Here is a 26,191-nt window from a genome sequence, read left to right as displayed (position 1 = left end):
ACTAACGATAAGTTGCGCAAGGGTGCGAGACCGATTGCTACTGTCAGTAGCTATGAGCGAAGAAATGAACCCCGTCTCGCCGCGTTTGGTGAAGGTGCGCTACATCCGCCACCTGGGCTGGACGGTTATTTCCGCCGCGGCGGCCGCAGCGGCAGGGTACTGGTGGACCCCGTGGTTCTACTGGGCGGCGGGGCTCTTCACCGTCCTCTTTTTCTGGCTGCTCTGGCTCATTCCGGCCCAAGTGCGCCGCATGGGCTGGTGCGAAACCGACGATGAGCTGCTCATTACGCGCGGCAAGCTGTGGCATTCTTTCACCGTTGTGCCCTACGGCCGCATCCAGTTCGTGGACGTGACTGCCGGCCCCCTCGAGCGCGCCTTCGGGCTCAAGGAGCTGCAGCTGCACACCGCCTCCGCAACCACGGACGCCACGGTGAAGGGTTTGGACGCCCCGCTTGCCGATGCCCTCCGCACCCGCCTCACCCACCACGCCCGCGAACGGATGAGCGGGCTATGAGTTACCACCGCGTCCACCGCTTGACCCCGCTGCTGCAGCTGTGGTCGGTCATCCTGGCCGTCATCGCGGCTTTTGCCTTAAACGTCAATATGGAGGCGCTGCGCGGAATCTTTGCCTTCGTTACCGGCGAACACAGCGCCGCGGACCTGCGCGATATCGGCCTCGCCCTAGCCGGATTCATTGCAGTATGCGCAGTGGTCTGGCTCGTATCCGGCGTGTGGTGGCGCCAGATGGGCTACCGGCTGGGCGAGGAGGAACTCACCTTGCGCCGCGGGGTTATTTCGAAGCAGCAGCGCACCGCGCGCTATGACCGCACGCAGGCGGTCGACGTCGTCGAGCCCGTTATCGCCCGCCTTTTCCGGCTCGCAGCCGTGCGCGTGGAAACGGCCGGCGGGCAGTCGTCCGCCATCGAAATCGCCTTCCTGAAAAAGCGCGATGCCGAGGCCCTGCGCGCCGAAATCCTCTCCCGCGTCCACGGCGAGCCGCGGGAGCGGCCGACTGAGGAGCAGCCAGCCGAAGAAGAGGACAACGTCCTTATCCCCGAAATCCCCATCGCGCGTTCCCTGGCCGCGGCCGCTTTGCACGTGTCCACGATCGTCCTCATTGCGGCCCTTGTATTCCTCGTGGTCACACCGATGTCCCTGACCATCACGCTGCCTATCCTTTTGGCCACCGTCCCGCGCGCCTGGAACGTGATTGACTCCTCGTGGCGCTATACCGCCAGCCTTGAGGATGGCGTGCTCAATATCACCTACGGCCTTGCCGATCGCCGCCGCCAAAACATCCGCCTCGAGCGCATCCACGCCGTCCAAGTCACCCAGCCCTTCCTGTGGCGGCCCTTCGACTGGTACGAAACGCGCGTGTCGGTCGCCGGCTACGGCGGCATGGCCAGCGGCGAGGGATCGGGATCGACGCGCATCGTGCCCGTCGGCAAGCGCAGCCAAGCCCGGCAATTCCTGCCCGCCGACGCCGCCCCGACCTATGCCTCGCCCGCGCGCGCCAAATGGGTCTCGCCCATCGATTACCGGCAGCAAACCGTCGCGCTGACCGGCGACTATGTCATCGTGCGCGCCGGCCGCTTCAACCGCCGCGTCCAAGCCATCGAGCTGCGCCACATCCAGGAACTCACCCTGCGCCGCGGCCCGATATCCCAGCTGCTCGGCCTAGCCACGGTGGAGCTCGACCTCGTGCAGGGGCCCGTGTCCATGGCGGCGCGCAACCTCGCGCTTGCCGATGCCCACGCGCTGCTTAACCGCCTGCGCTCCCGCGACCTGCCAGAACTTACACCGCTCCCTTAAAACCAAGCTGGCGCCACGCCTCAAAGACCGCGGTAGACGCGGAGTTGGAGAGGTTCATCGAGCGCCTGGCCGGGATCATCGGAATGCGCACCTGATCGGTGATGCGCGGATGGTTGACATGCTCATCTGGCAGGCCGGTCGGCTCCGTGCCAAAGAGCAGCACGTCGCCGTCCTGGTACTCAACCTCCGTAAACCACTTATCCGTATGCGTGGTAAAGGCGAAAACGCGCGCGCCGGGCAGTGCCTCCATGCACGCGTCGAAATCCTTGTGGATCTGCACATCTGCCAGGTCGTGATAATCCAGCCCGGCGCGCTTTAAGTGCTTATCGTCAAAATTAAACCCCAGCGGCTCAATCAGGTGCAGGCTCGCGCCTGTCACCGCCGCGGTGCGAATGGCATTGCCGGTATTGGTCGGGATGACGGGATTATCAAAGACGATGTGCAGCTGGCTCATGCCTTCAGTCTAGGATGGGGGCTATGAGCGCTACCAAACTAGATGGCACCTTGTACCGTGACGAGATTTTTGCGGACCTCGCTGAGCGCGTGGCCGCCCTGAAGGACAAGGGGATAACCCCTGGCCTGGCCACCGTTCTGGTGGGTGAGGACCCAGGCTCCCAGTCCTATGTAAAGATGAAGCACCGCGATTGCGAAAAGCTGGGCATCAACTCCATTCGCAAGGACCTGCCGGCGGATATTTCGCAGGAGGAACTCGAGGCGGTCATCGATGAGCTCAATGCCGATGACGCCTGCACCGGCTACATCGTCCAGCTCCCGCTGCCCAAGCACTTGGATGAAAACGCCATCCTCGAGCGCATCGATCCGGAAAAGGACGCCGATGGTCTCCACCCGGTCAACCTGGGCAAGCTCGTTCTCAATGAGGAAGCCCCGCTGCCGTGCACCCCGAATGGCTGCCTGCACCTGCTGCGCCGCTTCGGCGTGGAGCTGGGCGGCACCAAGACCGTCGTCATCGGCCGCGGCGTGACCGTCGGCCGCCCCATTGGCCTGATGTTGACCCGCCGCAGTGAGAACTCCACCGTTACCCTCTGCCACACCGGCACGAAGGATCTTGCCGCCGAAACCCGCAATGCCGATATCGTCATCGCCGCCGCCGGCCAACCGCACATGCTTACCGCGGACATGATTAAGGAAGGCGCCGCGCTTCTCGATGTCGGCGTATCCCGCGTCGACGGCAAGCTCACCGGCGATATCGCCCCCGATTGCTGGGATAAGGCTGGGTTCGTCTCGCCCAACCCAGGCGGCGTCGGACCGCTCACGCGGGCCTTCTTGGTGCGCAACATCGTTGAGCGCGCGGAAAAGCTGGCGTGAATTTAGACAATCCCCACGACGCGCACCTGAAACCGTCCCCGCTGCCCGCTTCCGTGCAGTGGGTGGCCATCGGGCTCTTCATCGCCGGGGTGGCCTTGTCCGGCGGCTATGCCATCTTCGAGTATTGGCGCCGAGCTACCTTCTTGCTCGGGCTCGCGCTGCTGTGGCTGACGGTGGTGCGCCTGACGTGCGATTCGCGCCGCGTCGGCGTGCTGGCGGTGCGCTCGCGCCGCTTCGATGCCACCTTTACCGGGGTCATCGGTGCGCTGATGGCCTTTCTCGCCTACTCCGTGGACGCGCTGGGCAGCTAGTTATCCACAGGTGATTGTTTCAGTATCACCAATCTGCGGCGTGTCGCGCGGCTATCCACAGCCGCCGCGCACTTGGCCTCGCGCCCTCAGCTACCCGCGGTTTAGGCTCGGGGCCATGATTTCGGATTACCTCGCAGCGATAAACTCCCCGATGGCGCTCATCGGGGAGTGCGCTGGGCTATCCGAAGCCGAATTGGTAGACCGCGGTTTTAGCGATAAAGAGGCAGCGGAATTCGCGCGCTTGGCAGATACGTATTTTGGCAAGACATCGTTTAGCGCCAAGCAGCGCGCCGCCCGAACGACCGCGCTCCCGCTCGATGCGCTGAAAATCATCGAGGTGCACGCGCAGAAGCTGAAGACCCAGCGCGCGGCGTGGGCCCTGCGCGAGGAGCTGTGCCGGCTCAACGTTTCTACCAGCGAGATAGAAAAGCGCGCCCGCCGCCGCGTCAAGGAGGAGCGCACACAGAAGCGCGCGGAGGGCGTGCGTCTTACCCGCCGCACCGATGACCTGTGGACGCTGACCATCACCGCGGAATCGGGCCTGGTGGCTGAGATTAATAACCACGTCTCCACCGTGGACGATGCGCGCCGGGTATTTGCAGAGGGCGCGGCCGCCTCCACCATCACTACTAACGTGGTCCTCACGCTAGATGACATGGTGAAGGTTACCCACGGCGAGGACGACGTCACCCTGCAGCTGACTAACGGTGCCACCATCACCGGTGCGCAGCTAGCGGAGCGCGCGCTTGCCGATGCCGGCCTCATCACCCTCATCCACCCCGTCACCGGCCCCGTGAACCTGTACCACACGCGCCGGCTGGCCACCTGGAAGCAGCGGCAGATGGCGATGGCCGAAAATCCGGTGTGCCCGTGGCCTGATTGTCATATCCCTGCCGATGAATGCCAGGTTCACCACCTGCAACCGTGGCTGCTCGGCGGCGAGACCAACTCCGAGAACTTGACCATCGCCTGCAAGTATCACAACGCCGTCAACGACGATGACCCAAATGCCCCGCCCCGTCGTGGGCGCCTAGAGCGCCACCCGCACGAAGGCATCGTGTGGCGCCCGCCCTGGGCCCGATAAAGAACATTGCCGAAGCCAGCGCAGTTAAACCTGCGCCGCTCCGGCGATCCTTCTGTATGCCTTCTGCAAGGAGTCCGGGCTAGCCACTTACCGTGCCCCCGTTCCGGACCCCGCCACTATCTGCCTCGCGCCGCGTCCCGTTCGTGCGTCGAGCCACCAGTGACCGTAAACCGCTGGCGTAGGCGATGCGGAATTGCGCACGCGCCGGCGTGTAGGCGGGGTTGGCTAGATGGCGTAGTCGATTGTGCTGTCCGCGTCCAGCGGGTGCGGTTGGGACAGGGTGAGGAAGTTGCGCAGGATGCGGTCCATCTGGCGCGACTCCGTGAGGAACGCATCGTGGCCGACGGGAGAGACTACCTTCGCCATGGCCAGCAGGTTGCCTAGGTTCCGAGAGAGGTGTTCCTGCTGGTGATAGGGATAAAGGATGTCCGTATCGACGCCCACGACCATGGTCGGTACCTGCGAAGAACCCAGCGCGCGGTTCAGGCCGCCGCGGCCACGGCCGATGTCGTGGCGGTTGAGGGCCTCGGTAAGTGTGACATAGGAGCCGGCATCAAAATGATCCGCCAGCTTCGAGCCCTGATAATCCAGGTAGGAGTTCACGGCGAAGCGCTGGTCGTGCCGGCGATAGGGCCCAAGGGGTTCTTCGTCGGTTTGGGCCTGAACACCAAAGCGCTCATCAATTTCCTGCTCGCCGCGATACGTCAGGTGCGCGATGCGCCGCGCCGCCGCGAGTCCCTCGCGAGGGCGCTGGGAGGAGGAATAATAGTCGCCGCCGTGCCAGAAGGGATCGCGTTCAATCGCGGAAATCTGCGCCGACTGGATACCAATCTGCCACGCGGAGGCGCGCGCGGAGACGGCGATAACGCACGCAGCATCGACCGCCTCCGGGTACATCAGCGTCCATTCCAAGGCGCGTGCACCACCCATAGAACCGCCGATAATCGCATGTACGCGCGTTATTCCGAGTTCTTCCAGCGCCTTTTTCTCCGCGGCCACCAAATCGCGAATGGATAGCGCCGGAAAACGCGATCCCCAACTGCGGCCATCTGGATGCGGGGAGGAGGGGCCGGTGGATCCATTGCAGCCACCGAGTGCGTTCATGGCGATAACGCACCACTTCGTCGTATCCAGCGCCTTGCCTGGGCCAATGAGATCGCACCACCACTCGGCCACATCGGCGTTGCCGGTCAGCGCGTGTTCCACCAAGATGACGTTATTTCCGCCGTGCGGATCGCCGAGGAAATGGCCGAAGCGGTGGTAGGCGATGTGGGCATCGGAAAGCGTGGCGCCTGCTTCGGTGCGAAAATCGCCGATACTTATACAGCTCATGCCAGTGCGTTAAATCCCAATTCGAGGTCAGCAATGATGTCGTCGATATCTTCAATGCCCACAGACAATCGGATGGTCGACTGCGCAATGCCCGCCGCGGCAAGGGCAGCATCATCGGACTGCGAGTGCGTGGTGGTCGCCGGGTGAACGGCGAGCGAGCGGGTATCGCCGATATTGGCGAGGTTGGAGTGGAGTTTCAGGGCATCGATAAACGCCCATGCTTCCTCGCGCCCGCCGTCGATATCGAAGGACAGCACGGAGCCGGTATAGGAGTAACCCAGCTTCTCCTTGATCTTCTTATACGGCGAGGAATCCAGGCCGGCGTAGTTGACCTTCGTCACCTTGGCGTGGCCTTCCAGGTACTCGGCCACGGCTTGGGCGTTGGCATTGTGCTTGTCGATGCGCAGCCCTACCGTCTCAATGCCATTAAGCGTCAGCCATGCATTGAACGGAGAAATGGCGGCGCCGGTATCGCGCAGCAGGCCGGCGCGGGCCTTGAGCGCGAAGGCGGGGGCGCCGAGGTCGGCGTACTTCAGGCCGTGGTAGGCCTCGTCGGGGGTGACGAAGTGGGGGAATACCGGCTCGCCGTCGCGCTCGACGGTCCAGTCGAAGGAGCCGCCGTCAATAATCGCGCCGCCCACCGCAGAACCGTTGCCGGTGTAGAACTTCGTGGTCGAAACCACGACGATGTCCGCGCCCAAGTCGAGCGGGCGGGCCAGCGCTGCGGTGGCGATGGTGTTATCCACGATGAGCGGGACCTGGTTAGTGTGCGCGACCTCGGCGATGGCGGGGATATCGAGGACATCGGCTACCGGGTTGCCAAAGGTCTCGCCGTAAAAGGCCTTGGTATTAGGCTGTACGGCGTCCTGCCAGGACTGGGGGTCGTCCGGGTTTTCCACGAGGGTGACGTCGATGCCAAGGCGCTTGAGCGTGACGGTAAAGAGGGTGGAGGTGCCGCCGTAGAGGCGCGGGGAGGAAACGATGTGATCGCCTGCCGAGGCGAGGTTGAAAATGGCCGCGGTCTCTGCGGCCTGGCCCGAGGCAAAGGCCACGGCGGCCACGCCGCCTTCAAGGGAGGCCAAGCGCTCTTCCAGCGCATCCTGCGTTGGGTTGGTCAGGCGGGTGTAGATGGGGCCTGCATCGGAGAGGTTAAAGCGGTTGGCCGCGTGCTCGGCGTCATCAAAGACGTACGAGGTGGTTTGGTAAATCGGCACATTGCGGGAGTTGTGCGCGCCGTCGAGGTTTTGGCCTGCATGAACGGAGCGGGTGGCGAAGGACCAGTCTGCGTTGGAGTTATCGTATTTCGTCGTCATGCCACGCAAGACTAGACCAAGCGGTATGTAACGTACAGCACCCCGCTGCGAAACCGCAGGGTAGTCAGAGAATAAAAATAGACTAAGCGGTAAATTTCTCGCCTGGATTTAGCCGCTTATAGCCCTGTACTCCGGCTTTGGTGAGCATGGTGTCGAAGGCGGTGCGGCCGACATCGGAAAGCACGGCGTCATGGATGGGGATCGTGACCGCGGCGCCGACGCGCTGGGCATAATCGGCGGCCTCCGCGGCCTTTACCCAGGGCCCAGCGATGGGCAGGAGCAACACGTTGGCCGGGTGATCGATGTACTGATCGCCCGGGTGGAGCAGGCCACCCAAGTAGTAGCCCACGTTGGCCGGGCGCGGGATATTCGGGTGGATCGGCGCGTGTTGGCCGCCGAGTACTTCGATGTCGAGGCCGGCGACGGTGATGGTCTCGCCCGGTGCAACCGCGGTACCGCGCCCCAGCTGTTCGCAGGCTTCGGCGGGCGCCCAGAGTGGGGCATCGGGAAGCCGGTCCGGGTCTAGGTGATCTGCATGCGCATGGGTAATGAGCACCGCATCGGCGTCGGGAAAGGCGGGCGTCATGGTTCCGGGATCGATGAGGATACGCCCGCCCGGCGCCGCAACTGCGACGCAGGCGTGGCCAAGCAAGCTAAATTCCATGCGTCCTAGCCTATCTACTGCGGGTCTTTTTCGTCCTTGCGGCGAAATAGGTACCAGATGCCGAGGATTGCGCCGAAGAGCAGGATTGCTGAGGCGATAAAGACCATGGCGACCACCATTGTGCGGTGTGGATCGTTTAAGAAAATCATGCAGACGATGGCGGCGAGGAAAATCGCGGCGAATAATGTGATGAGCCAATTGCGCTTGGTGTGCTCTGCGAATGTCATGCATTAATTGTTACGGAAAAACCGGGGGTAAACAAGCTGGGTGGGGATTCTGGGGGCGGAACCCGGCTATATGGTGCACCGATTTTCCCAATAATGCTCGCGTGCGGGCTGGCCGATGTGGGCGAATGGGGGTAGGGGCCTTCCGTTCGACTATTTAACACCGCTTTGTCCGTTCATAATGATGTATGTCGAACTCTCTACAACTGTGAAAAGGACACTTTATGGCCACCACGACTGGGGTTGAGGACCGGAAGAAACCGGTCCTCAAGGTGAGCAACGTGTGGGTGCAAGGCATTGCCCTCGTCATGATCTTTGGCTTTTTGGTCATGGGATTTTTGGCGTACCGCACCTATGACGCATCCATGCCGTTGCCGGAAAAGATTGTCTCCGAATCCACGGGCGAAACGGTCTTAACCAAGGAAGAGATCACTAACGGCCAGGCGCTGTACCAGGCCCGCGGCCTGCAGCAATACGGCTCCGTGCTGGGCCACGGCGCCTACCTGGGCCCGGACTATACGGCGGAGTACCTGCGCCGCGCTCTCGATCACGCCCGCGAGGAAAACGACGCGAATGGTATGCCCGATTTCGTTGATTCTTCCGCTACTCCCGAAGAGGCCGTGGTAGAAGAATTCCGCACCAACCGCTATGACGAAGAAACGGGCGTGCTGGAGTGGACCGATAACCAGATTTCGGCATTCGAGGCCAATAAGGACTACTACGCTCAGTACTTTGGCCCCGATTCCCACAACAGTGGCTTGCCGTCGGACTTTATTACCGATGAGCAAGACATCAATAACCTCGTAGGTTTCTTCGGTTGGACCGCGTGGGCTTCGGCGGCAGAGCGTCCGGGCCACGACTATTCCTATACCAATAACTGGCCCGCGGAATCGCGCGTGGACAACGGCCCGACCGCGGACCTCGTGGTGTGGTCGGTGCTCTCGCTCATCGCGCTCATCGGCGGTACCGGCCTGATCTTTGCGATTTACGGCCGGTGGTCCAAGTCCATTGGTTGGCATTCGGAAGAAGCACCGAACCTGGACTTCAAGCAGCCGGGCGAGGTCGGGCTGACCAAGTCGCAGAAGGTGGTGGCCTGGTTCGTCCTGGTCATTGCGTTGCTGTTCTTAATCCAGGCGCTGCTGGGTGCGGCCAGCCAGCACTATCGCACCGAGCTCACCGGTTTCTTCGGCATTCCGCTGCAAGAGATCTTGCCGTATAACGTCTCGCGCACCTGGCACCTGCAGCTATCACTGCTGTGGACCGCCGGCGGCCTGTTGGCGGCGGGTATCTTCCTCGCCTCCTTCGTGGGCAAGAAAGAGCCGAAGAAGCAGCACTGGCTCGTCTGGTTCCTCCTGGGAGCCATCGCCGTAGTGGTCTTCGGGTCGATGGCCTTTGAATGGCTCTCCACCATGGGCTATATCGAAGAGGGAACGCTATTTTCTCAGCAGTGGGAATACCTCGATCTCCCGCGCTTCTTCCAAGTCCTGCTCACCATTGGCATGTTCGTGTGGATCGGCATCATCTACCGCCAACTGCGCGGGCGGTTAAAAAATGAGCACAAGTCTAATATGCCGTGGTTGTTCTTCTTTGCGGGCCTCGCCATCCCGGCGTTTTACGCGGTGGGCAACCTGGCTGGCTCGGAAACCCACATTTCCGTCGCTGAATTCTGGCGCTTCTGGGTGGTCCACCTGTGGGTGGAGGACTTCCTGGAGCTATTTACCACCGTCATGGTGGCCTACGTCTTCGTCCTGCTCGGCGTGGTCCGTGAAAAGATCGCCCTGGGCATCATCTTCTTGGACGTCATCCTTTATTCCACCGGTGGCGTGCTGGGTACGATGCACCACCTGTACTTCTCCGGCACCCCGGTCGAGCACATGGCCCTGGGCGCGTTCTTCTCGGCCGCCGAGGTGGTCCCGCTGACGCTGTTGACGGTGGAGGCGTGGACGTTCATGCAGCTGGGTTCCCGCCAGCGCGCTTCTGGGGAGCGACCCTTCCCGCACCGTTGGGCCGTGATGTTCCTCGTTGCCGTTGGTTTCTGGAACTTCTTGGGCGCAGGCATCTTTGGCTTCCTAGTCAACCTGCCTATCGTGTCCTACTACGAAATCGGTACGGCGCTGACGGCCAACCACGCCCACGGCGCAATGATGGGTGTGTATGGCTTCCTGGCTGTAGGCCTGTCGGTCTTTGCACTGCGCTATCTCATCCCCAAGGACAAATGGTCCGATAAGGCCATGGGCTGGGCTTTCTGGCTGCAAAACCTGGGCCTGTTGTGGATGGTGGTAATTTCGCTGCTGCCACTGGGCATCATGCAGCTTTACGAGTCCGTCGGCTCCGGGTACGTGGAGGCGCGTTCGTTGGGCTATATCACCCAACCTGGAAACTTCGTTATGGAGTGGCTGCGCCTGCCTGGCGATGTCATGTTCCTCATCGGCATCCTGCCCTTCCTTTGGATGGCGCTGCGCGGGGTGCTCTACAACAAGGACATCCCCACGGTGGATGAGCACCCGACTAACCCGCTGTTTAGCATCATTACCCCAGACGAGGACGACCACGCGGGCGAGGTTCCCGTGGGATCCTCGGTGGGACTGGTTTCTGGAGGCAAGGGGCGAGTCGACAAGCGCAGCTCCACGGGCCGGCGCTACGGGTACGTTGATGAGCGCGGTGCCTTCGTAGAGGAGGAAGATCCCGATGCTGAGCGCGGCGATTCCGCCACCGCGCCGCGCCAGGAATTTGAATCGCGCACGAAGTGGGGCGGTACCTACCGCTCGGATAAGAAGGACGACTAATGCCGGGTGCATTTACCGTACTATCCGCGTGCTACGGGCTCTTCCTGCTCGCAGTGGCCTGGGTATTCGACCTGCTGGCGCAACAAACCGCCAACCGCACCATGTCCAACCAATCCGGCACGTTCCGGTACATGGAAGACCACGATGCTTGGCGATGCCCCGAAGATCACTGGCTCTGGCCCTCCAGCTTCGACCCGGAAAACCGCGTCATGCGCTACCGCGCGAACCCGACCGTGTGCAATACCTGCCCGGTCAAGCAGCAGTGCACGGTCTCGCACCATGGCCGGGAGGTCACGCGCCAGTTGGATCCGTGGCCGCACTCGGATTCGGGGCGCTTCCACCGCGGCATCGCGCTGGCGGTGGCGGCGATGGGCTACTTGCTGCCCTTGGCCTCGCTGATTAGCTACCATTCGCCCGCGGAAGTGGCGTTGACGCTGGCTACGGTGCTTATCATCACCGGTTTCGGCGTGTACCCGCTGGCCCGCCACCTGTGGAATACGCCCTCGAACGCGCCGCAGCTGGTGGTGCCGGAGATGGATAACCGCGAGGCGGAGTTGGCGGCGCAGGTCGATCGCTATGGTTCGAAGTACGGAAAATCCACGCGCTACCGCTCGGTGCGTCAAGAACTGGAAGGGGAAATCTAAGTGTCCGCTCCCGTATTCTGGCCGATCGTCATCGGCATCATCCTCGCTCTCATCGGGGTGTTTTTGTCCTACTCGCTCAAGGTGATTAAGCAGTATGAGCGGGGCGTGACCTTCCGCTTTGGCCACCTGCGACCGATGCTGGAGCCGGGGCTGCATTTCTTGCTGCCGGGCATCGATAAGCTGGAGCGCGTGGATTTGCGCGTGGTCACGCTGACGATTCCGCCGCAAGAAATCATCACCAAGGACAACGTGTCCGTGCGCGTGAATGCGGTGGTCATGTTCGAGGTCACCGATTCGAGCAAGGCGGTCCTCGAGGTAGAAAACTACGCCGTGGCCACCTCGCAGATTGCGCAGACCACCCTGCGTTCGCTTTTGGGTCGGGCGAGCCTCGATGACCTGCTGGCCCACCGCGAGGAGCTTAACGAGGACCTAGCGGCGATCATCAACGGCCAAACCGAACGGTGGGGAGTGTTGACCCGCATCGTGGAGATTAAGGACGTGGAAATCCCAGAGATGATGCAGCGCGCCCTGGCGCGCGAGGCGGAGGCGGAGCGCGAGCGCCGCGCCAAGGTCATTTCGGCCCACGGTGAGCTGCAGTCTTCCCGCGAGCTGCGCGAGGCTGCAGAGGAGTTGGGCAAGGCCCCGGCGGCGCTGCAGCTGCGCTACCTACAAACGGTCCTGGAACTCGGCGCGGACCAAAACTCCACCATCGTCTTCCCGCTGCCCATAGACATCATGGGCGGGTTCATGGAAAACCTGGGCACCTTTAATAAGGGCTTCAAGGAATTCAGTGAGAACTTCTCGCACGCGGTGAATACGGAAAAGCCTGCGGACTAGGCATTTAAGAATGCGGCCCCTGCCCAGCGGAGGGGCCGTTTTTCTGTGCCTCTCGAAGTTGCGCGATGGCCTGCGAATTCTGCTGGATGTCTTTGGTATTGCGCGAGACTTGCACGATTAAATAAATGGCACCGGCTATAAGTCCGATGAAGATAGCTAGCGGGATGAGCATGAGCAGAAGTTCGAGCGGGCCAAGCATCATTCTTACGTCTTTCTGTGCGAGGGCATTTAAATTCAGGCTAACATTCGCGTTGCGCGGCGGCGACCGCGCTCAGGCTGCGGCGCAGATCGTCATCGCTTAGGTGGCCAAAGCCTAAAACCACGCCGTCTTCGGCGTCCACGCCGCCCCAGTATTCGCGCAGCGGGGTCAGCTTGATGCCGCGGGCGGCGGCCCGCGGGACGATGGCCGGGTTGCACAGCAAAACCGCATGTAGACCGCCATTGATGGGCAGCAGGCGCGCGCCGGGGAGAGAGCCCAGGGCATCGGCCACGAGGTCGCGGCGGCGCTTGTAGGTCCGGCGCATGCGTCCGGTGTGGCGCCGCAGCGCCCCGCTGGCCAGGTAATGGGCGAGCGCGGCCTGCGGGATGGTGCCGACCGGCTGGCCAAAGATATCGCGCTGCTTGTCGATGCCCCCGCGCAGCCCATCCGGGATCACCACATAGCCGCAGGCGATGGACGGCGAAATCACGGTGGAAAACGTACCGAGCAACACGGTGCGCTCTGGGGCGAGCGCAGCGAGCGCGGGCAGCGGCTGACCCACGTAGCGCAGCTCGGAATCGAAGTCATCCTCGATGAGTAAAGCGCCATGCTGGCGGGCCCAGGCGACGAGTTCGGCGCGGCGTTCGGCCGGCAGCGAGGCGCCATACGGGTACTGGTGGCTTGGGGTGACAATCAGCGCGTCGAGGTCGGTATCGGGAACGGTAACGCCATCGGCATCGGTGGGTACGTTCACCAGCTCATGGCCAAGCGCCTGCGGGATGCGCCGCAGGCTGGGATAACCGGGCGATTCGACGCCGACGCGCAGCGCGGTACCGAGCGTACGCAGCACTAAAGCGAGGCCATCGCGGGCGCCGGCGGTAACGACGATGCGGCGCGGATCTACCCGCAGCCCGCGCATGTAGCGCAGGTGGTTGGCGATGTGGTGGGGGAGTGGAGGGGCATCGGAAAGCGGCTGGGCGGCGGCATCGCGCCAGGCTGCGCGCCATTCGGGGGTGATGATGCCGGCGGTATCGGGCAGGCCGGGCGTCAGTTCCAAAAGGTCAGGCGCGGCAGCGGGCTGCGGCGCGGGCTCGGGGCGCGGCGGCGGGCTGTGAGGCAGGCGGGGATTGATGACGGTGCCGGAACCAACCTCAGCGCTGAGGTAGCCCTCGGCGGTGAGCTGCTCATACGCGGTAACGACGCTGCCCCGGGAGACGCCGAGCTGGGTGGCCAGCGCGCGGGTGGAGGGGACGGGCTCGCCGGGCAGCAGGGCGCCGGAGGTGACATCGGCGCGCACGGCGGCGGCGATTTGCACCGGCAGGGCGCGCGTATCGGCGGGGTCGAGGCGCAGGGGCATAAAAACAGTATAAGTGGTACAACCCAACACGCGGGAAATGGTTCTTTACTTGTACCACTTGGGCAGGGCAGTATAGAGCGCATGACCGAAAACATTGCGACCACGCGCGTGAAACGTGGACTAGCTGACATGCTCAAGGGCGGCGTCATCATGGACGTCGTGACCCCGGAACAGGCGCGCATCGCCGAGGATGCGGGCGCCAGCGCCGTCATGGCACTTGAGCGCGTGCCTGCCGATATCCGCGCCCAGGGTGGCGTGGCCCGCATGTCCGATCCGGAGCTTATCGAGGGCATCGTCGACGCCGTATCCATCCCCGTGATGGCGAAGGCGCGCATCGGCCACTTCGTCGAGGCGCAGATTCTGGGCGAGCTCGGCGTGGACTTCATCGATGAGTCCGAGGTGCTCAGCCCCGCCGATTACGTCAACCACATCAATAAGTGGGACTTCGACGTGCCATTCGTGTGCGGTGCGACCAACCTGGGCGAGGCCCTGCGCCGCATCACCGAGGGTGCGGCCATGATTCGCTCCAAGGGCGAGGCCGGCACCGGCGATGTCTCCGAGGCCGTCAAGCACCTGCGCACGATTCGCGCGGAGATCGCCCGACTGCAGCACCTCGACCGCGATGAGCTCTACGTTGCCGCCAAGGAACTCCAGGCGCCGTATGACCTGGTAGCGGAGGTTGCGGAGACCGGTAAGCTGCCGGTCGTCCTCTTCGTTGCCGGCGGCGTGGCCACGCCTGCCGATGCCGCCCTCGTCCGCCAGATGGGCGCCGAAGGCGTCTTCGTGGGCTCCGGCATCTTCAAATCCGGTAACCCGGCGGCGCGCGCGGAGGCCATCGTGAAGGCCGCCACGCTTTATGATGCCCCCGCCGAGCTCGCCAAGCTTTCCCGCGGCCTGGGCGAGGCCATGGTCGGCATCAATGTCGGCGATGTGCCGGCACCGCACCGCCTGGCCGAGCGCGGCTGGTAATCGCGTGGCACACCCAGAAGAAGCAAGCGCTACGATCGGGGTGCTCGCGCTGCAGGGAGGCGTGGAAGAGCACCTGCGCGTCCTTGACGGCTTGGGGGCGGGGACGCGCCGGGTGCGCGTGCCGCGCGACCTTGAAGGCCTGGATGGGCTGGTGATTCCGGGCGGGGAGTCGAGTGTCATCGACAAGCTCGCCCGCACCTTCGGCGTGGCCGACCCGCTGCGCGAGGCCGCGGCCGCAGGCCTTCCCGTGCTCGCTACCTGCGCCGGGTTGATTTATTGCGCCCGCGAGCTGGATAACCCCTCGCCAGGCCAGCAGACACTGGGGCTGCTCGATATCACCGTGCGGCGCAATGCCTTTGGCAACCAGCGCTTTTCCGCCGAGCGCACCGTGCCGGTCGTGGTCGGGGAAGAAACTCTGCCCATCGAGGCGAGCTTCATCCGCGCCCCGCTGGTCACCCGCGTCGGTGAAGGCGTGGAGGTCATCGCGACCGTGCCGCACGACGGCGCGGAGGAAGCGGTCGTGGGCGTGCGCCACGGCGCCGTCACCGCTTTGAGCTTTCACCCGGAAGAAAACGATGAGGCGCGCGTGCACGCCGCCTGGCTGGCCAGTATCCGCTAGGCGCCGGATAGGCCGCGGCGCTTGAGCAGCGGAGCGACGTCCTTATCGCGCCCGCGGAAGTCGCGGTAGGCCGCGCCGAAATCGCGGGAGGCGCCGCGGGAGAGGATGAGGTCCCGGAACTTTTGTCCTGCGGCGCGTAGATCGCTTTGCTCCTTGAACCACTCGAAGCCATCGGCATCGAGCGCCTCGGCCCACAGGTAGGAGTAGTAGCCCGCGGAGTAGCCGCCAGCGAAGAGGTGGTTGAAGTACGTCGATCGGTAACGCGGGGCGATGTGCGGGTTATCCAGCCCCACCGCGCGCAGGGCCTCCTCCTCGAATGCGTCCACGGCCTCCGGGGTGGCCTCAAGTGCCGCGGCGTCCTTGGCGCTGAGCGAATGCCACGCCAAATCGATAATGGAGGCCGCCAAGTACTCCGAGGTGGCAAAGCCCTGGCCAAATTCGGAGGCGGCGGTCACGGCATCGAGCAGCTCATCGGGAATCGGCTCGCCGGTGTCGACGTGGCGCGCATACTGCTTGACCAGTTGCTTATCCAGCGCCCAGTTCTCATTGATCTGCGAGGGGAATTCCACCCAGTCGCGCGGGACGTTGGTGCCGGCGAAGGTGGGGTAGTGGACATCGGAAAGCAGCCCGTGCAAGGCGTGGCCGAATTCGTGGAAGAGGGTGTGCACCTCGTCCAGGCTCAGCAGGGGCTGGGAACCATCGGCGGGCTTGGTAATGCCCAGCACGTTGACGATGACCGGCTTGCGCTCCAGCAGGCCTGATTGGCCCACAAACTGGCTCATCCACGCGCCACCGCGCTTGGTGGGGCGGCCGAAATAGTCTGTGAGCAGCAGGCCAATTCCCTTGTCTCCGTGCTCGACGTTATCTCCGTGTTCGCCCTTATCTTCGTGTTCGACACTCTTGTCGAACACCTCCCAGACGCGCACGCCCTCGGCATAGCCCTCCAGGTCCTCGCGCGGGATAACGGTAATGCCGTACAGGCACTCGGCGGCGGCGAATACGCCCTGGGTGAGGACCTTGTCCAGGGGAAGTACTGGCGCAACTCCTCTTCGTCGAGCGAGAAGTCGCGGGCGCGGACCTTGGATTCCCAGTAGGGCCAGTCCGCGGCGTGGAAGTCTTGCTCGTTGAGCGTGGCTTCCTCGGCTAATAGCTTGTGCTCGCCGGCGGCATTGGCCGCGGCCGCGGGGGCGAGGTCTGCGAGCATGTCGCGCGCGGCGTCGGCGCTGCCAGCGGTTTCTTCCGCGATGACGTAATCGGCGTGGGAAGCATAGCCCAGCAGCTCGGCGCGTTCGGCGCGCAGCTGGACGGCCTCGATAAGCCCTGGAATGTTGTTTTCGGAGCCTCTGCTTGCCGATGCCGCATAGAGCTTCTTCCGCGCCCCCTCCCTAGCCAGGCGGGACTGCTCCGATTGCACGGTGGGCAGCTCGAGCGGGATGACGTAGCCTTCGCGGCCTAGGGCCTTGGCATCCGCCTTGGCCGAGGCGATGCGCTCCGGCGGCAGGCCCTCGAGCTCTTCCTCCGTGAACTCGACGGCGTGCTCGCGCGTGGAGGCCATGAGATTGCGGCCGAATTCCTCCGATAGGGCGGACAGGCGCTGGTTGATATCGGATAGGCGGGCCTTGCCGGCGGCATCGAGATCCGCTCCTTGGCGTGCGAACGTGCGCAGAAGGTGCTCGTGCAGGCGCGCGCCCTCCTCATCGCCGGCGGGTGGGGTGGCGTCCTTGATGCGCTGGTAGAGCTTTTCGTCCTGGTACATCGCGTCGTAGTGGGCGGACAGGCGCGGATAGATATCGGCGGCGATCTCTTCCATCTCATCGGTGACGTCCGTGTCAGAAAGGTTGCCAAAGACCGCCATGACGCGGTCGAGGTCTTGGCCGGAACGCTCGAGGGTTTCCACGGTATTTTCCCACGTGGGCGCGGCGGGATTTTCAGTAATGGCGGAGAGCTCGGCATCGTGGCGCGCGAGCGCTTCGTCGAAAGCGGGGCGGTAGTGCTCGACTTTAATCTCCGCAAACGGCGGGAGTTGGTAGGGCAACGATGAAGGGTGGAGTAATGGATTAGTCATAAATGACCAATGTACCCATTAACTCCACCATCTGTGATGGCTTTCATTAAGAAGGCTAGCTCACCGTTACTAGCTCCGCGTCTTCATCCTGCTCCTTCTGCGGCGGCGTGGCCTTTCGCTTTCCGGTATTCATCAAGATGATATCTAGTACGAGGAATGCGGCAAGGGTAATGCCCAAAAGCGGCATAAATACACCGACAGTTGCGGCAAAGAGAGCGCCCAGGCCGGTGGTGGCCCAGGAGAAGTGCCGCTTGGAGCCAGGTGCAAATTGCGGCCGGCGCTTCCACCACATGTAGTAGCCCAGAACAACCATGGCGGCGATGGCGAGGCCAAGGGTAAAAAGGGCGATCTGCAGCGGCAGGCCAAACATGATGCCCATGTGCAGGTAGATGCCCCAGCTGCTGAGCTTGCTAAATAGCGGCAGCTCGGAGAAGGGCAGGCGGTCGATGACCTCGCCGGTGGAACCGTCGACGGATACCTCATCAGAGGTGTAGCGCCACTCGACCCAGCGCTCGCTCACCTTCCACCCCGAGTCGGTGTCCTCCGGGGCGTACAAGCGCAGCGGGCCGGTTAGGCCTTCCGCGCGGCCGGTGGCGTAGACGCGCTCTGCCTGCTCGGCGATGACCTCCGGCTCCGGAGCCTCGCCCGCAGCTTCCGCATCCCCACCGTGAGCGCCGTGGGCACCGTGGCCTTCGTGCCCGGCGTGGGCATCGTGTGTGGCATCGGCGGAGGAATCGGTGGTGAGCGCGGTTTCTACCGGCGTAGCCTTCCAGTTCATTTTCTCCACCACGGAATTGACGTTCCCGCCGGCCAGTTGGGACCAGGTGATGCCGGTAGCTGACAAGCCAATGAGCCCGATGAAAATCCATGCGCCCATCGTGGAGTGCAGGCGGGTGGCCTTCCAGCGCTTGGAGCGCTGCGGCTGGTTCTTTAGCGGCGCGGCCGCCTTCTTGGGCCGGCGGCGAATCCACCACATGTAGAGCCCGCCGCAGGCCAGGACCCACAGCCAGGAGGCGGCTAGCTCGGAATAGAGCTCGCCCGGCTGGCCCAGGTGGAAGCTTTCATGCAGCGAGGAGATCCAGCGGCGCAGCGGCATTTCACCCAGGCCAGAATAAGTGAGGTAGTCACCGATGACCTCGCCATCGGCCGGATTAATAAAGACGGTGCGCTGCAGGCTCTCGTCGATGCCCGGATCCGCCACCAGCACGCGCGTAGAGTCCGTCGCCGATTCCGCCGGCCATACCTGGGAGACCGGCATATCCGGGTGTTCCTTTTGGGCGGCGCTGATTTGGTCCTCCAGGCTTACCGGGTTATTAACTTCCTCGACGGTCATGACGTCGCGGTAAGCAAACTTTTCCAGGGTCGGCGCCAGTGCATAGAGGCAGCCGGTCAATGCCGCGATAAGGATGAAGGGGCCGACGAACATTCCGCCGTAGAAGTGTATGCGTTGGATGAAGGAACGCAGAGCCGTCCGACTCATAAAGTAGTTCTCTTTCGTGCTTAGTGGTCAGTTGCATGGACGCTGATATCAACTGCACTAATAGTCGGAACTTAGGCAACCCTGGTTCCCGGAGAGCGAAAATTTTTTCAGTCGTGTGAAAGGGATGTGAAAACTAGACAGTGAAGAAGCTTTTACTTCTTCAGGTCATCGATGAACGGGGGTGAGCAATGGCTTTCATTATGAGAGCTCGAGGTGGAAACTAGTGAAACCGCCTTGGCCATCGGGAGTACCGGTGGCGGTGATGGTGCGGTCGGTGGGGATACCGGAGATATCGAGAAGCAGCGTGAGCGAGGACATAACGTGGTGCTCGCTGCTTTCAATATTCGTACACTCGATGCGTGCTAGGGTGATGTCGCCCTCGCCGAGCTGGAGTTTCTCTCGGAGGACATCGGGCTGTGATTCCAACAGGTCGAGCAGGCGCGGCTCGGCTTCCTCTACGACGCTGCAGGGTTCGATGAGGAAGAGTTCGTCGAACAGGTTGGGAAAGGCTATCTCCGTGTCGTGGGCGGGAATGAGAGCTCCTGTCACATTGCTCAGGCGGTAGGAGGCGGGTGCAGAGTGTTGGTGACCGTTCCACAGCAATGTGAGGTCGATGAGACCGGCGTCGCCATGCTTGACGACGGCCCTCGGGCACTCTGGCCTGTCAGGGCACTCAGGGGAAACGGGGAGGAAAACGACGGTGTCAAGCCGCAGGGCCGTGCGGCGAGCTGCCGCGAAGTAGTTATCCCATGATTGACTCTCGCGGCGCAGGGGCACGAAGGGAAGCTCCGGCCATAATTGAACTGAATGCCCGATTTGGCGAATCATTGCATGCGCGAGATGGGGGTCCGCAGAACTCACGATGAAGACGCTGCCGGGAGTCAGCGGAGGAAAGAACTCCCGCATCTCAGGAAACGGGTACATGTCAGCTCCGCGTGGTGAAGAGGAGATACTCGATGGCATCGGAGGGCAGATCGGGGCGCCACTGCTCGAGCACAGAGTGCACAGTGGCCAGGTAGAGCTCGTACTCCGTAGTGCGCCACCCGCTGTGGATGGTCCAGCCCATAGCGTTCGCGACGAAGCGATCCAGGATTAGTGGGGTAACCTCGCCTGGCTGTGGTGGATGGGTGAAGTACAGCAGTTTAGTGAAATACGCGGGCCCCAGTCCGGGGACGCGTCTTCCGCGGCCTGAGTCGCTGTTATTGAAATACCGGTACGCGGCCACGGGGTCGGAGGGCATTCCGGCGACAGCATCGAGGAGCTTGTTGGTGTTGGAGGGGATGGTCAGCGGAGTCATAGCGCGGTAGCGCATCAGCCCGTTGGTGCCCGTTCCCCAAGCGGCCAGGGTAGCGAAGAAGGCGAGTATATCCGCAGATGAATCGAGGTTGCCGGCCGCAGCAAACACCTGGCCGCGGGTGAGTGTGCCGCGGGGCGAGTCAGTGTTGAACACCGTCGGCAGAGGCCCGAGATGCGGGTGCTGAGACCACCCCTCGCGCCACGCAGCGGCGTCAATGGTGACCTGGTGGCTGAGGACGTCGGCGTAGGAAAACGACGACGCCGCGCGCTCCACTACGGAGAGGATACGCGCGGCGGTCGGAAACATGATGGTAGAAAGAACTACTTCTTCAGGCCATCGATGATCTCGTTGAACTGTGCGACAGGCCGCATGACAGAGGAGGTCTTCTCGTCGTTGGGCCAGTAGTAGCCGCCGAGGTCGGCGGGATCACCCTGGGCATCGATAAGAGCCTGGGAAATCTCATCGGCCTTGCCGGAAAGCTCGGAGGCAACGTCCTTGAAGGCGGCCGCGAGATCGGCATCCTCGGTCTGGTTAGCCAGCTCCTCGGCCCAGAAGGTAGCCAGGAAGAAGTGGGAACCGCGGTTGTCGTTCTCGCCCGCCTTGCGGGATGGGGACTTGCCCTCGTTCAGCAGGCGCTCGGTGGCCTTGTCCAGGGTGGTGGCCAGCACGCCGGCCTTTTCGTTGCCGTTGGTCTGGTTCTCGTGGCGGAAGGACTCGGCCAGCGCCAAGAACTCACCGAGGGAGTCCCAGCGCAGGTGGTTTTCTTCCTGTACCTGCTGGACGTGCTTCGGGGCGGAGCCGCCGGCACCGGTCTCGAAGAGGCCGCCGCCTGCCATCAGCGGAACCACGGACAGCATCTTTGCGGAGGTACCCAGCTCGAGGATAGGGAAGAGGTCCGTGTTGTAGTCACGCAGCACGTTACCGGTCACGGAGATGGTGTCCTCGCCGCGGCGGATGCGCTCGATGGAGGTCTTGGTAGCGGTGACCGGATCCTGGATCTCGATGTCCAAGCCCTCGGTGTCGTGGTCCTTGAGGTACTTTTCCACCAGGGACTGGATATTGCGGTCGTGGCCGCGCTCCGGGTCGAGCCAGAAGATGGTCTTCATACCGGACAGGCGCGCGCGGTTGACGGCGAGCTTAACCCAGTCCTGGATCGGCTCGTCCTTGGTCTGGCAGGCGCGCCAGATATCGCCGGCCTCGACGTCGTGCTCGATGAGCACCTCGCCCTTGGAGTTGCGGACCTCAACGGTGCCGGCTGCGGGCACCTTGAAGGTCTTGTTGTGGGAGCCGTACTCCTCGGCCTTCTTAGCCATCAGGCCGACGTTTGGCACGGTACCCATGGTGGTGGGGTCAAAGGCGCCGTTTTCCTTGCAGTCTTCGATGACGGCCTGGTACACGCCGGCGTAGGAGGAGTCCGGGATAACGGCGAGGGTGTCTTGCTCCTCGTCGTTCTTGTTCCACATGTGGCCGGAGGTGCGGATCATGGCCGGCATGGAGGCGTCAATGATGACATCGGAAGGCACGTGCAGGTTGGTGATGCCCTTGTGGGAGTTGACCATGGCGAGATCGGGGCCATCGGCAAGCGCGGATTCGAAGGCTGCCTTGATTTCCTCGCCATTGTCGAGCTTGTCCAAGCCTTCCAGGATGGAGCCCAAGCCGTTTTCGCCGTTGAGGCCGGCGGAGATGAGCTCGTCGCCGTACTTATCAAAGACATCGGCGAAGTAGGTGCGCACGACGTGGCCGAAGAGGATGGGGTCAGAGACCTTCATCATGGTGGCCTTCAGGTGGGTGGAGAAGAGCACGCCCTCTTCCTTGGCGCGCTTGACCTGCTGCAGCAGGAACTCATCGAGGGCCTTGGCGGACATGAAGGTGCCGTCGATGACCTCGTCCTTAAGAACCGGCAGCTCCGGCAGCAGGGTCTGCTCGCCGTCAGCGGTCTTCAGCACGATGGACAGGGTATCTTCCTCGGGGATGATGACGGACTTCTCGTTGTGACGGAAGTCGTTATCGTCCATGGTGGCGACGTTGGTCTTGGAATCCTTGGACCACTCGCCCATGCGGTGCGGGTGCTTCTTAACAAAGTTCTTTACGGCCTCCGGCGCGCGGCGGTCGGAGTTACCCTCACGCAGGACGGGGTTAACAGCGGAGCCCTTGACGGAATCGTAGCGGGCCGCGATGTCCTTTTCCTCGTCGGTGGACGGGTTATCCGGGTAATCAGGCAGGTCGTAGCCGGCGGCCTGCAGCTCAGCGATGGCCTTCTTCAGCTGCACCAGGGAAGCCGAAATATTCGGCAGCTTGATGATATTAGCCTCTGGGGTCTTGGCCATCTTGCCCAGCTCAGCCAGGGCGTCTTCCACCTTCTGGTCCTCGGTGAGGCGCTCTGGGAACTGCGCGGCGATGCGGGCAGCCAGGGAAATATCGCGGGTTTCTACGTCAATGCCCGCGGTGGAAGCGAAGGCCTCCACGATGGGCTTGAGGGAGTAGGTCGCCAGAAGCGGCGCCTCATCGGTACGGGTCCACGTAATCTTAGCCATGATTCTCCTATTAAATGTGGGAAAATTTCTTCAGGTGACCAGATTACCGATTTTGTCCGCTCCATGTGGAGCGCTCGGTACATTCCGGGGCTGGGTGGCATCGGTCACGGGGCCATGCGCTGGGTAAATCTCTTCACCTGTCCACGCCCTGAACATGCTTTATCCGCAGGTGGGGTGTATCGTCGCCCCTCGTGAAAATTATCGATCAGTTAAGCCCGCGCAGCGCCCATGAACACCGCATTCACCGTCGGCCTTTGCCCCGCCAGACGGAGATTTCTACTGCGCGCCGCACCATCGTCATGGTGGCGATGGCCCTTGGTGCGTTTGCTATCGGTACTACCGAGTTCGTCTCGATGGGCCTGCTACCGCTGATCGCGGAGGATTTCGGGGTTTCTGAGGATACCGCCTCCACGCTGATTACCACCTACGCACTCGGTGTAGTGGTCGGTGCGCCCCTGATTGCGGCCTTTACCGGCAAGCTCCCGCGCCGCCGCCTCATCCTCTTGCTCATCGGCTTTTTGGTGGTGGGCAACCTGCTCTCGGTCCTCGCGCCGAATTACTGGGTGCTCATGGTGGCTCGATTCATCGCCGGCATGCCCCACGGAGCGTACTTCTCCGTGGCTAACCTGTCCGCGGCGTCGATGGCCCCTCCCGGCGGGCGCGGCAAGGCCATGGCTTTTGTGGGCATGGGGCTTGCCATCGCCACGGTTATCGGCGTGCCCGCGGCACAGGCCCTGGGTTCCGCGCTGGGGTGGCACGCGGCATACCTAGTGGTTGTGGTCATCGGTCTTATTACCGCCGTGGCCCTGTTCTTCCTCATGCCGCACATGACGGAGATGAAACAGACCGATATCCGCACCGAGTTCGATGCCTTTAAAAACAGCCAGGTGTGGCTCACCGTCATCATGGGCGTGGTGGGTTTCGGCGGCATGTTCTCCGTCTACACGTATATTTCCTGGACCATGACCGAGGTCGCTGGCCTGAGCGATAGCCTGATTTGGGTCGTGCTCATGGCCTACGGCATTGGCATGACGATAGGCAATGCCTTCGGCGGTTGGTTGGCGGACCGCAATCTCGAATTCGGGATCATTTTCGCCCTGGCCAGCCTGATCATCATTCTTACGGCCTTCTATTTCCTTTCCGGCCACGCCATCCCGGCCACCATTTGCTTTGGCATGGTGGCGTTTATGGGTTCCACGTTGGTGCCGTCGCTGCAGCTGCGTTTGGTCCACGTGGCAGGCGATGCCCAGACCTTATCCGCCGCGCTCAACCAGTCCGCGCTCAATATCGCGAATGCAGCCGGTGCGACCATCGGCGGCATTGTCGTCGGCGCGGGTCTGGGCTATTCCGCCCCGGCGCTGGCGGGCGCCGGTTTGGCGGCCGCGGGTTGCGTTGTGTGGGCGATAACAATGTGGGATAAAAAACGCCTTGCAGGCCGCAGCTAGAAGTACCACCGCACACGCCTATATTCTGGAGCACCATGAGCCTTACCATCGCTAGCGTCAACGTCAATGGAATCCGCGCCGCGTGCAAGCAGCGCAACGAAAACAACCCCGGCATGAATGCCTGGTTGGAACAAACCCCGGCCGATATCGTGCTGATGCAAGAGGTACGCGCCACCCCGGATCAAGCCAGAAAGGCCCTGGCACCCGCCCTGGAAGCAGGCTGGCACTTGGAGCTTGCCGATGCCGCCGCCAAGGGCCGCGCCGGAGTAGGCATCCTCTCTCGCACGCCGCTTGCCGATGTCGAAATCGGCTTCGGCTCCTTTACCGATGCCGGCCGCTGGATTGCCGCTACCACCCGCGATATCCGCGTGGCCTCGCTGTATCTGCCTTCCGGCGATACCGATTCGCCGAAGCTGGATGAAAAGTACCGCTTCTTGGATGAATTCGATTCCGTGCTGGCAGAAAACGCCGATAAGGACATGGTCATCGGCGGTGACTGGAATATCTGCCACCGTGCCCAGGATTTGAAGAATAATAAGGCCAACGAGAAGAAGGCCGGCCACCTGCCAGAAGAGCGCGCCTTTATGGACCATATCTTCGGCAGCTTTCCGGATGAGGCGCCGCAGGAGAAAAAGAACCTGGGCGAGTGGCTCGGCGTCGTGGACTACGCGGGCACCACCCCGTGGGAGCCGGCCACCGCGCCGCAGTGGTTCGACGTGGCGCGCCGGCTCCACCCAGAGGCCGACGGCCCCTATACTTGGTGGACCTATCGCGGCCAAGCCTTCAATAACGATGCAGGCTGGCGCATCGACTACCAAGCCGCAACTCAGCCGCTGCTCGATCGCGCGCAGCGCACCTGGGTGGATAAGGCCCCGACCGTAGAGCAGCGCTGGTCCGATCACTCGCCACTGCTGGTGGAATACGTCTGATGTCGCCGCTATTTAGCGTCCTGTACGTCATCGGCATTACCGCCGAGTCCATGACGGCTGCGCTATCGGCCGGCCGGCAAAAACTCGACCTTTTCGGCGTGACGATGATCGCCGCCATTACCGCACTAGGCGGTGGCACCGTCCGCGATATCGTGCTGGCGGATCCGCCTCTGACCTGGGTAGAACACCCCATCTATCTGGTCATCGTCATCGCTGCCGCCATCGTCACGGTGGGCATGTCCTTCCTCATGCACTATTTCCGCCACCTCTTCCTCATTCTCGATGCCTTGGGGCTGGCGGTCTTTTCCGTGCTGGGCACCCAGATTGCCGCGCACTTGGGCTATGGCTTCATCATCGCCTCTGTATCAGCGGTTATCTCCGGCGTCTTCGGCGGCGTGCTGCGCGATCTGCTCTCAGACCGCATTCCGCTGGTATTCTCCGGAGAGTTTTATGCGGCCATCTCGATTCTGGCGGCCGGGTTGTACATGATCCTCCTGCGCGCCGGGCTATCCGAGGAACCCACGGCGATCATCACCGCCCTAGTCTGCTTTAGCGCGCGCCTTGCGGCTATCTACTTTAAGAAGGGCCTGCCCGTCTTCGAGTACCGCGACGGCGAGCAACAGATGGATCCGCGCCTGCGGCTATCGGCGCGCATCGTACGCGATGGTGCCCGCCGGGCCAAGCGGAAGGCGGGCGCGGCCACCCGCTACGCCAGCCCGATTACCCGGCCGCTGGGCCGCAGCAGGCGCACCGCAAGCGATTTTGCCTCGCCGCTCAGCCTCGAGGATCTAAATAGCAACCGGATCGCGCGGCCGCCTGCCCACCCATCCATTACCCGCCCCAGCGGCAAGCACTCGCCGGGAGCGAGGGGAGTGGATGTACAGCAGCAATGGACCTTCAACAAGGAGGATGTGGGCAGGCAAAGGACCCCCAAGCACAAGCAGTAGTGCTAGTATTAACACGT

Annotated in this window: 24 protein-coding genes and 1 pseudogene; 13 read left to right on the top strand and 12 right to left on the bottom strand. The window is 62.7% G+C overall.

The annotated features are described in order from the left end of the window. Window positions 1–52 precede the first annotated feature (52 nt). Together ABRP66_RS00490 and ABRP66_RS00485 are read left to right on the top strand one after the other, a co-directional pair. The gene (locus ABRP66_RS00490) at window positions 53–514 is read left to right on the top strand and encodes a PH domain-containing protein (protein WP_284770141.1); all 462 of its coding nucleotides are present in this window, start codon (window positions 53–55) and stop codon (window positions 512–514) included. Then, window positions 511–1,812 carry a PH domain-containing protein gene (locus tag ABRP66_RS00485; RefSeq protein WP_284770140.1) on the top strand — a complete coding sequence of 434 codons (1,302 nt, stop codon included), beginning with the start codon at window positions 511–513 and terminating at the stop codon, window positions 1,810–1,812. Before ABRP66_RS00490 ends, ABRP66_RS00485 begins: the two co-directional genes overlap by 4 nt. Here the strand turns inward: ABRP66_RS00485 and ABRP66_RS00480 are convergent. Then, complete coding sequence (locus tag ABRP66_RS00480; protein WP_284781890.1) at window positions 1,796–2,266, bottom strand: tRNA (cytidine(34)-2'-O)-methyltransferase; 471 nt, start codon at window positions 2,264–2,266, stop codon at window positions 1,796–1,798. The genes ABRP66_RS00485 and ABRP66_RS00480 overlap by 17 nt on opposite strands. Window positions 2,267–2,289: 23 nt before the next feature. On the opposite strand from ABRP66_RS00480, the gene ABRP66_RS00475 reads away from it, so the two are divergent. The 3 genes from ABRP66_RS00475 (at window position 2,290) to ABRP66_RS00465 (ending at window position 4,533) form a co-directional block, all read left to right on the top strand. After that, window positions 2,290–3,138: a bifunctional methylenetetrahydrofolate dehydrogenase/methenyltetrahydrofolate cyclohydrolase gene (locus ABRP66_RS00475; RefSeq protein WP_284781889.1), complete on the top strand. Its 849-nt coding sequence runs from the start codon at window positions 2,290–2,292 to the stop codon at window positions 3,136–3,138. Next, window positions 3,135–3,449: a DUF3017 domain-containing protein gene (locus ABRP66_RS00470; RefSeq protein ID WP_284781887.1), complete on the top strand. Its 315-nt coding sequence runs from the start codon at window positions 3,135–3,137 to the stop codon at window positions 3,447–3,449. Before ABRP66_RS00475 ends, ABRP66_RS00470 begins: the two co-directional genes overlap by 4 nt. A 115-nt stretch (window positions 3,450–3,564) precedes the next feature. Continuing rightward, entirely contained in the window at window positions 3,565–4,533 is a 969-nt protein-coding gene (locus ABRP66_RS00465; RefSeq protein WP_284770137.1) for an HNH endonuclease signature motif containing protein, read from the top strand. Between the two features lie 225 nt (window positions 4,534–4,758). On the opposite strand, the gene metX is transcribed toward ABRP66_RS00465, so the two are convergent. The 4 genes from metX to ABRP66_RS00445 form a co-directional block, all read right to left on the bottom strand. Further along, window positions 4,759–5,865, bottom strand: coding sequence for a homoserine O-acetyltransferase MetX (gene metX, locus ABRP66_RS00460; protein ID WP_284770136.1), 1,107 nt, complete (start codon window positions 5,863–5,865; stop codon window positions 4,759–4,761). After that, window positions 5,862–7,178, bottom strand: a complete 1,317-nt coding sequence (locus ABRP66_RS00455; protein ID WP_284853400.1) for an O-acetylhomoserine/O-acetylserine sulfhydrylase — start codon at window positions 7,176–7,178, stop codon at window positions 5,862–5,864. The genes metX and ABRP66_RS00455 overlap by 4 nt, the downstream gene beginning before the upstream one ends. Before the next feature lie 82 nt (window positions 7,179–7,260). Next, window positions 7,261–7,842 (bottom strand): MBL fold metallo-hydrolase, encoded by a 582-nt coding sequence (locus ABRP66_RS00450; RefSeq protein ID WP_284781884.1) that lies wholly within the window; start codon window positions 7,840–7,842, stop codon window positions 7,261–7,263. Between the two features lie 14 nt (window positions 7,843–7,856). After that, entirely contained in the window at window positions 7,857–8,069 is a 213-nt protein-coding gene (locus ABRP66_RS00445; protein ID WP_284770133.1) for a hypothetical protein, read from the bottom strand. A 221-nt stretch (window positions 8,070–8,290) separates the two neighbouring features. Here ABRP66_RS00445 and ABRP66_RS00440 point away from each other — a divergent pair, with 221 nt between their 5' ends. Genes ABRP66_RS00440 through ABRP66_RS00430 form a run of 3 tightly spaced genes read left to right on the top strand, consistent with a single transcriptional unit; the run spans window position 8,291 to window position 12,333 of the window. Beyond that, window positions 8,291–10,852 carry a nitric-oxide reductase large subunit gene (locus tag ABRP66_RS00440; RefSeq protein WP_284770132.1) on the top strand — a complete coding sequence of 854 codons (2,562 nt, stop codon included), beginning with the start codon at window positions 8,291–8,293 and terminating at the stop codon, window positions 10,850–10,852. Then, a complete protein-coding gene (locus ABRP66_RS00435; RefSeq protein WP_284770131.1) occupies window positions 10,852–11,496 on the top strand; it encodes a hypothetical protein in 645 nt (214 codons plus the stop codon). Before ABRP66_RS00440 ends, ABRP66_RS00435 begins: the two co-directional genes overlap by 1 nt. Further along, entirely contained in the window at window positions 11,497–12,333 is an 837-nt protein-coding gene (locus ABRP66_RS00430) for an SPFH domain-containing protein (RefSeq protein ID WP_023025338.1), read from the top strand. 4 nt (window positions 12,334–12,337) lie between these two features. Here the strand turns inward: ABRP66_RS00430 and ABRP66_RS00425 are convergent, their stop codons facing one another. After that, on the bottom strand, window positions 12,338–12,535 hold the full coding sequence (locus tag ABRP66_RS00425) for a hypothetical protein (RefSeq protein WP_284770130.1): 198 nt from the start codon (window positions 12,533–12,535) through the stop codon (window positions 12,338–12,340). 37 nt (window positions 12,536–12,572) lie between these two features. Further along, the gene (gene pdxR, locus ABRP66_RS00420; RefSeq protein WP_284770129.1) at window positions 12,573–13,889 is read right to left on the bottom strand and encodes a MocR-like pyridoxine biosynthesis transcription factor PdxR; all 1,317 of its coding nucleotides are present in this window, start codon (window positions 13,887–13,889) and stop codon (window positions 12,573–12,575) included. An 81-nt stretch (window positions 13,890–13,970) separates the two neighbouring features. Between pdxR and pdxS the strand changes: the two genes are divergently transcribed. Then, entirely contained in the window at window positions 13,971–14,858 is an 888-nt protein-coding gene (pdxS, locus tag ABRP66_RS00415; RefSeq protein WP_284770128.1) for a pyridoxal 5'-phosphate synthase lyase subunit PdxS, read from the top strand. Then, window positions 14,818–15,477 carry a pyridoxal 5'-phosphate synthase glutaminase subunit PdxT gene (gene pdxT, locus ABRP66_RS00410; RefSeq protein WP_502879900.1) on the top strand — a complete coding sequence of 220 codons (660 nt, stop codon included), beginning with the start codon at window positions 14,818–14,820 and terminating at the stop codon, window positions 15,475–15,477. The genes pdxS and pdxT overlap by 41 nt, the downstream gene beginning before the upstream one ends. On the opposite strand, the pseudogene ABRP66_RS00405 reads toward pdxT, so the two are convergent. The 5 genes and pseudogenes from ABRP66_RS00405 to ABRP66_RS00385 form a co-directional block, all read right to left on the bottom strand. Beyond that, window positions 15,474–17,542: pseudogene (locus ABRP66_RS00405) on the bottom strand (M3 family metallopeptidase). The gene pdxT and the pseudogene ABRP66_RS00405 overlap by 4 nt on opposite strands. A gap of 55 nt (window positions 17,543–17,597) precedes the next feature. Further along, entirely contained in the window at window positions 17,598–19,022 is a 1,425-nt protein-coding gene (locus ABRP66_RS00400; RefSeq protein WP_284781880.1) for a PepSY-associated TM helix domain-containing protein, read from the bottom strand. A 198-nt stretch (window positions 19,023–19,220) separates the two neighbouring features. Further along, window positions 19,221–19,946, bottom strand: a complete 726-nt coding sequence (locus ABRP66_RS00395) for a hypothetical protein (protein ID WP_284849859.1) — start codon at window positions 19,944–19,946, stop codon at window positions 19,221–19,223. Window position 19,947: 1 nt separating this feature from the next. Continuing rightward, on the bottom strand, window positions 19,948–20,625 hold the full coding sequence (locus tag ABRP66_RS00390; protein WP_284770123.1) for an 8-oxoguanine DNA glycosylase OGG fold protein: 678 nt from the start codon (window positions 20,623–20,625) through the stop codon (window positions 19,948–19,950). A 14-nt stretch (window positions 20,626–20,639) separates the two neighbouring features. Then, window positions 20,640–22,853: an NADP-dependent isocitrate dehydrogenase gene (locus tag ABRP66_RS00385; protein WP_284770122.1), complete on the bottom strand. Its 2,214-nt coding sequence runs from the start codon at window positions 22,851–22,853 to the stop codon at window positions 20,640–20,642. A 191-nt stretch (window positions 22,854–23,044) separates the two neighbouring features. Between ABRP66_RS00385 and ABRP66_RS00380 the strand changes: the two genes are divergently transcribed. From ABRP66_RS00380 to ABRP66_RS00370, 3 genes are read left to right on the top strand one after another with little or no spacing between them, the layout of a single operon-like run. Next, window positions 23,045–24,298: an MFS transporter gene (locus ABRP66_RS00380; RefSeq protein WP_284770121.1), complete on the top strand. Its 1,254-nt coding sequence runs from the start codon at window positions 23,045–23,047 to the stop codon at window positions 24,296–24,298. Window positions 24,299–24,333: 35 nt separating this feature from the next. Further along, a complete protein-coding gene (locus ABRP66_RS00375; RefSeq protein ID WP_284784433.1) occupies window positions 24,334–25,227 on the top strand; it encodes an exodeoxyribonuclease III in 894 nt (297 codons plus the stop codon). Next, window positions 25,227–26,174 carry a trimeric intracellular cation channel family protein gene (locus tag ABRP66_RS00370; protein WP_284781873.1) on the top strand — a complete coding sequence of 316 codons (948 nt, stop codon included), beginning with the start codon at window positions 25,227–25,229 and terminating at the stop codon, window positions 26,172–26,174. Before ABRP66_RS00375 ends, ABRP66_RS00370 begins: the two co-directional genes overlap by 1 nt. Window positions 26,175–26,191: the final 17 nt, after the last annotated feature.

Source organism: Corynebacterium sp. KPL2680 (assembly GCF_040225675.1).
Taxonomy (GTDB): Bacteria; Actinomycetota; Actinomycetes; order Mycobacteriales; family Mycobacteriaceae; genus Corynebacterium; species Corynebacterium rhinophilum.
This window is presented reverse-complemented; position numbering and strand designations above follow the sequence as displayed.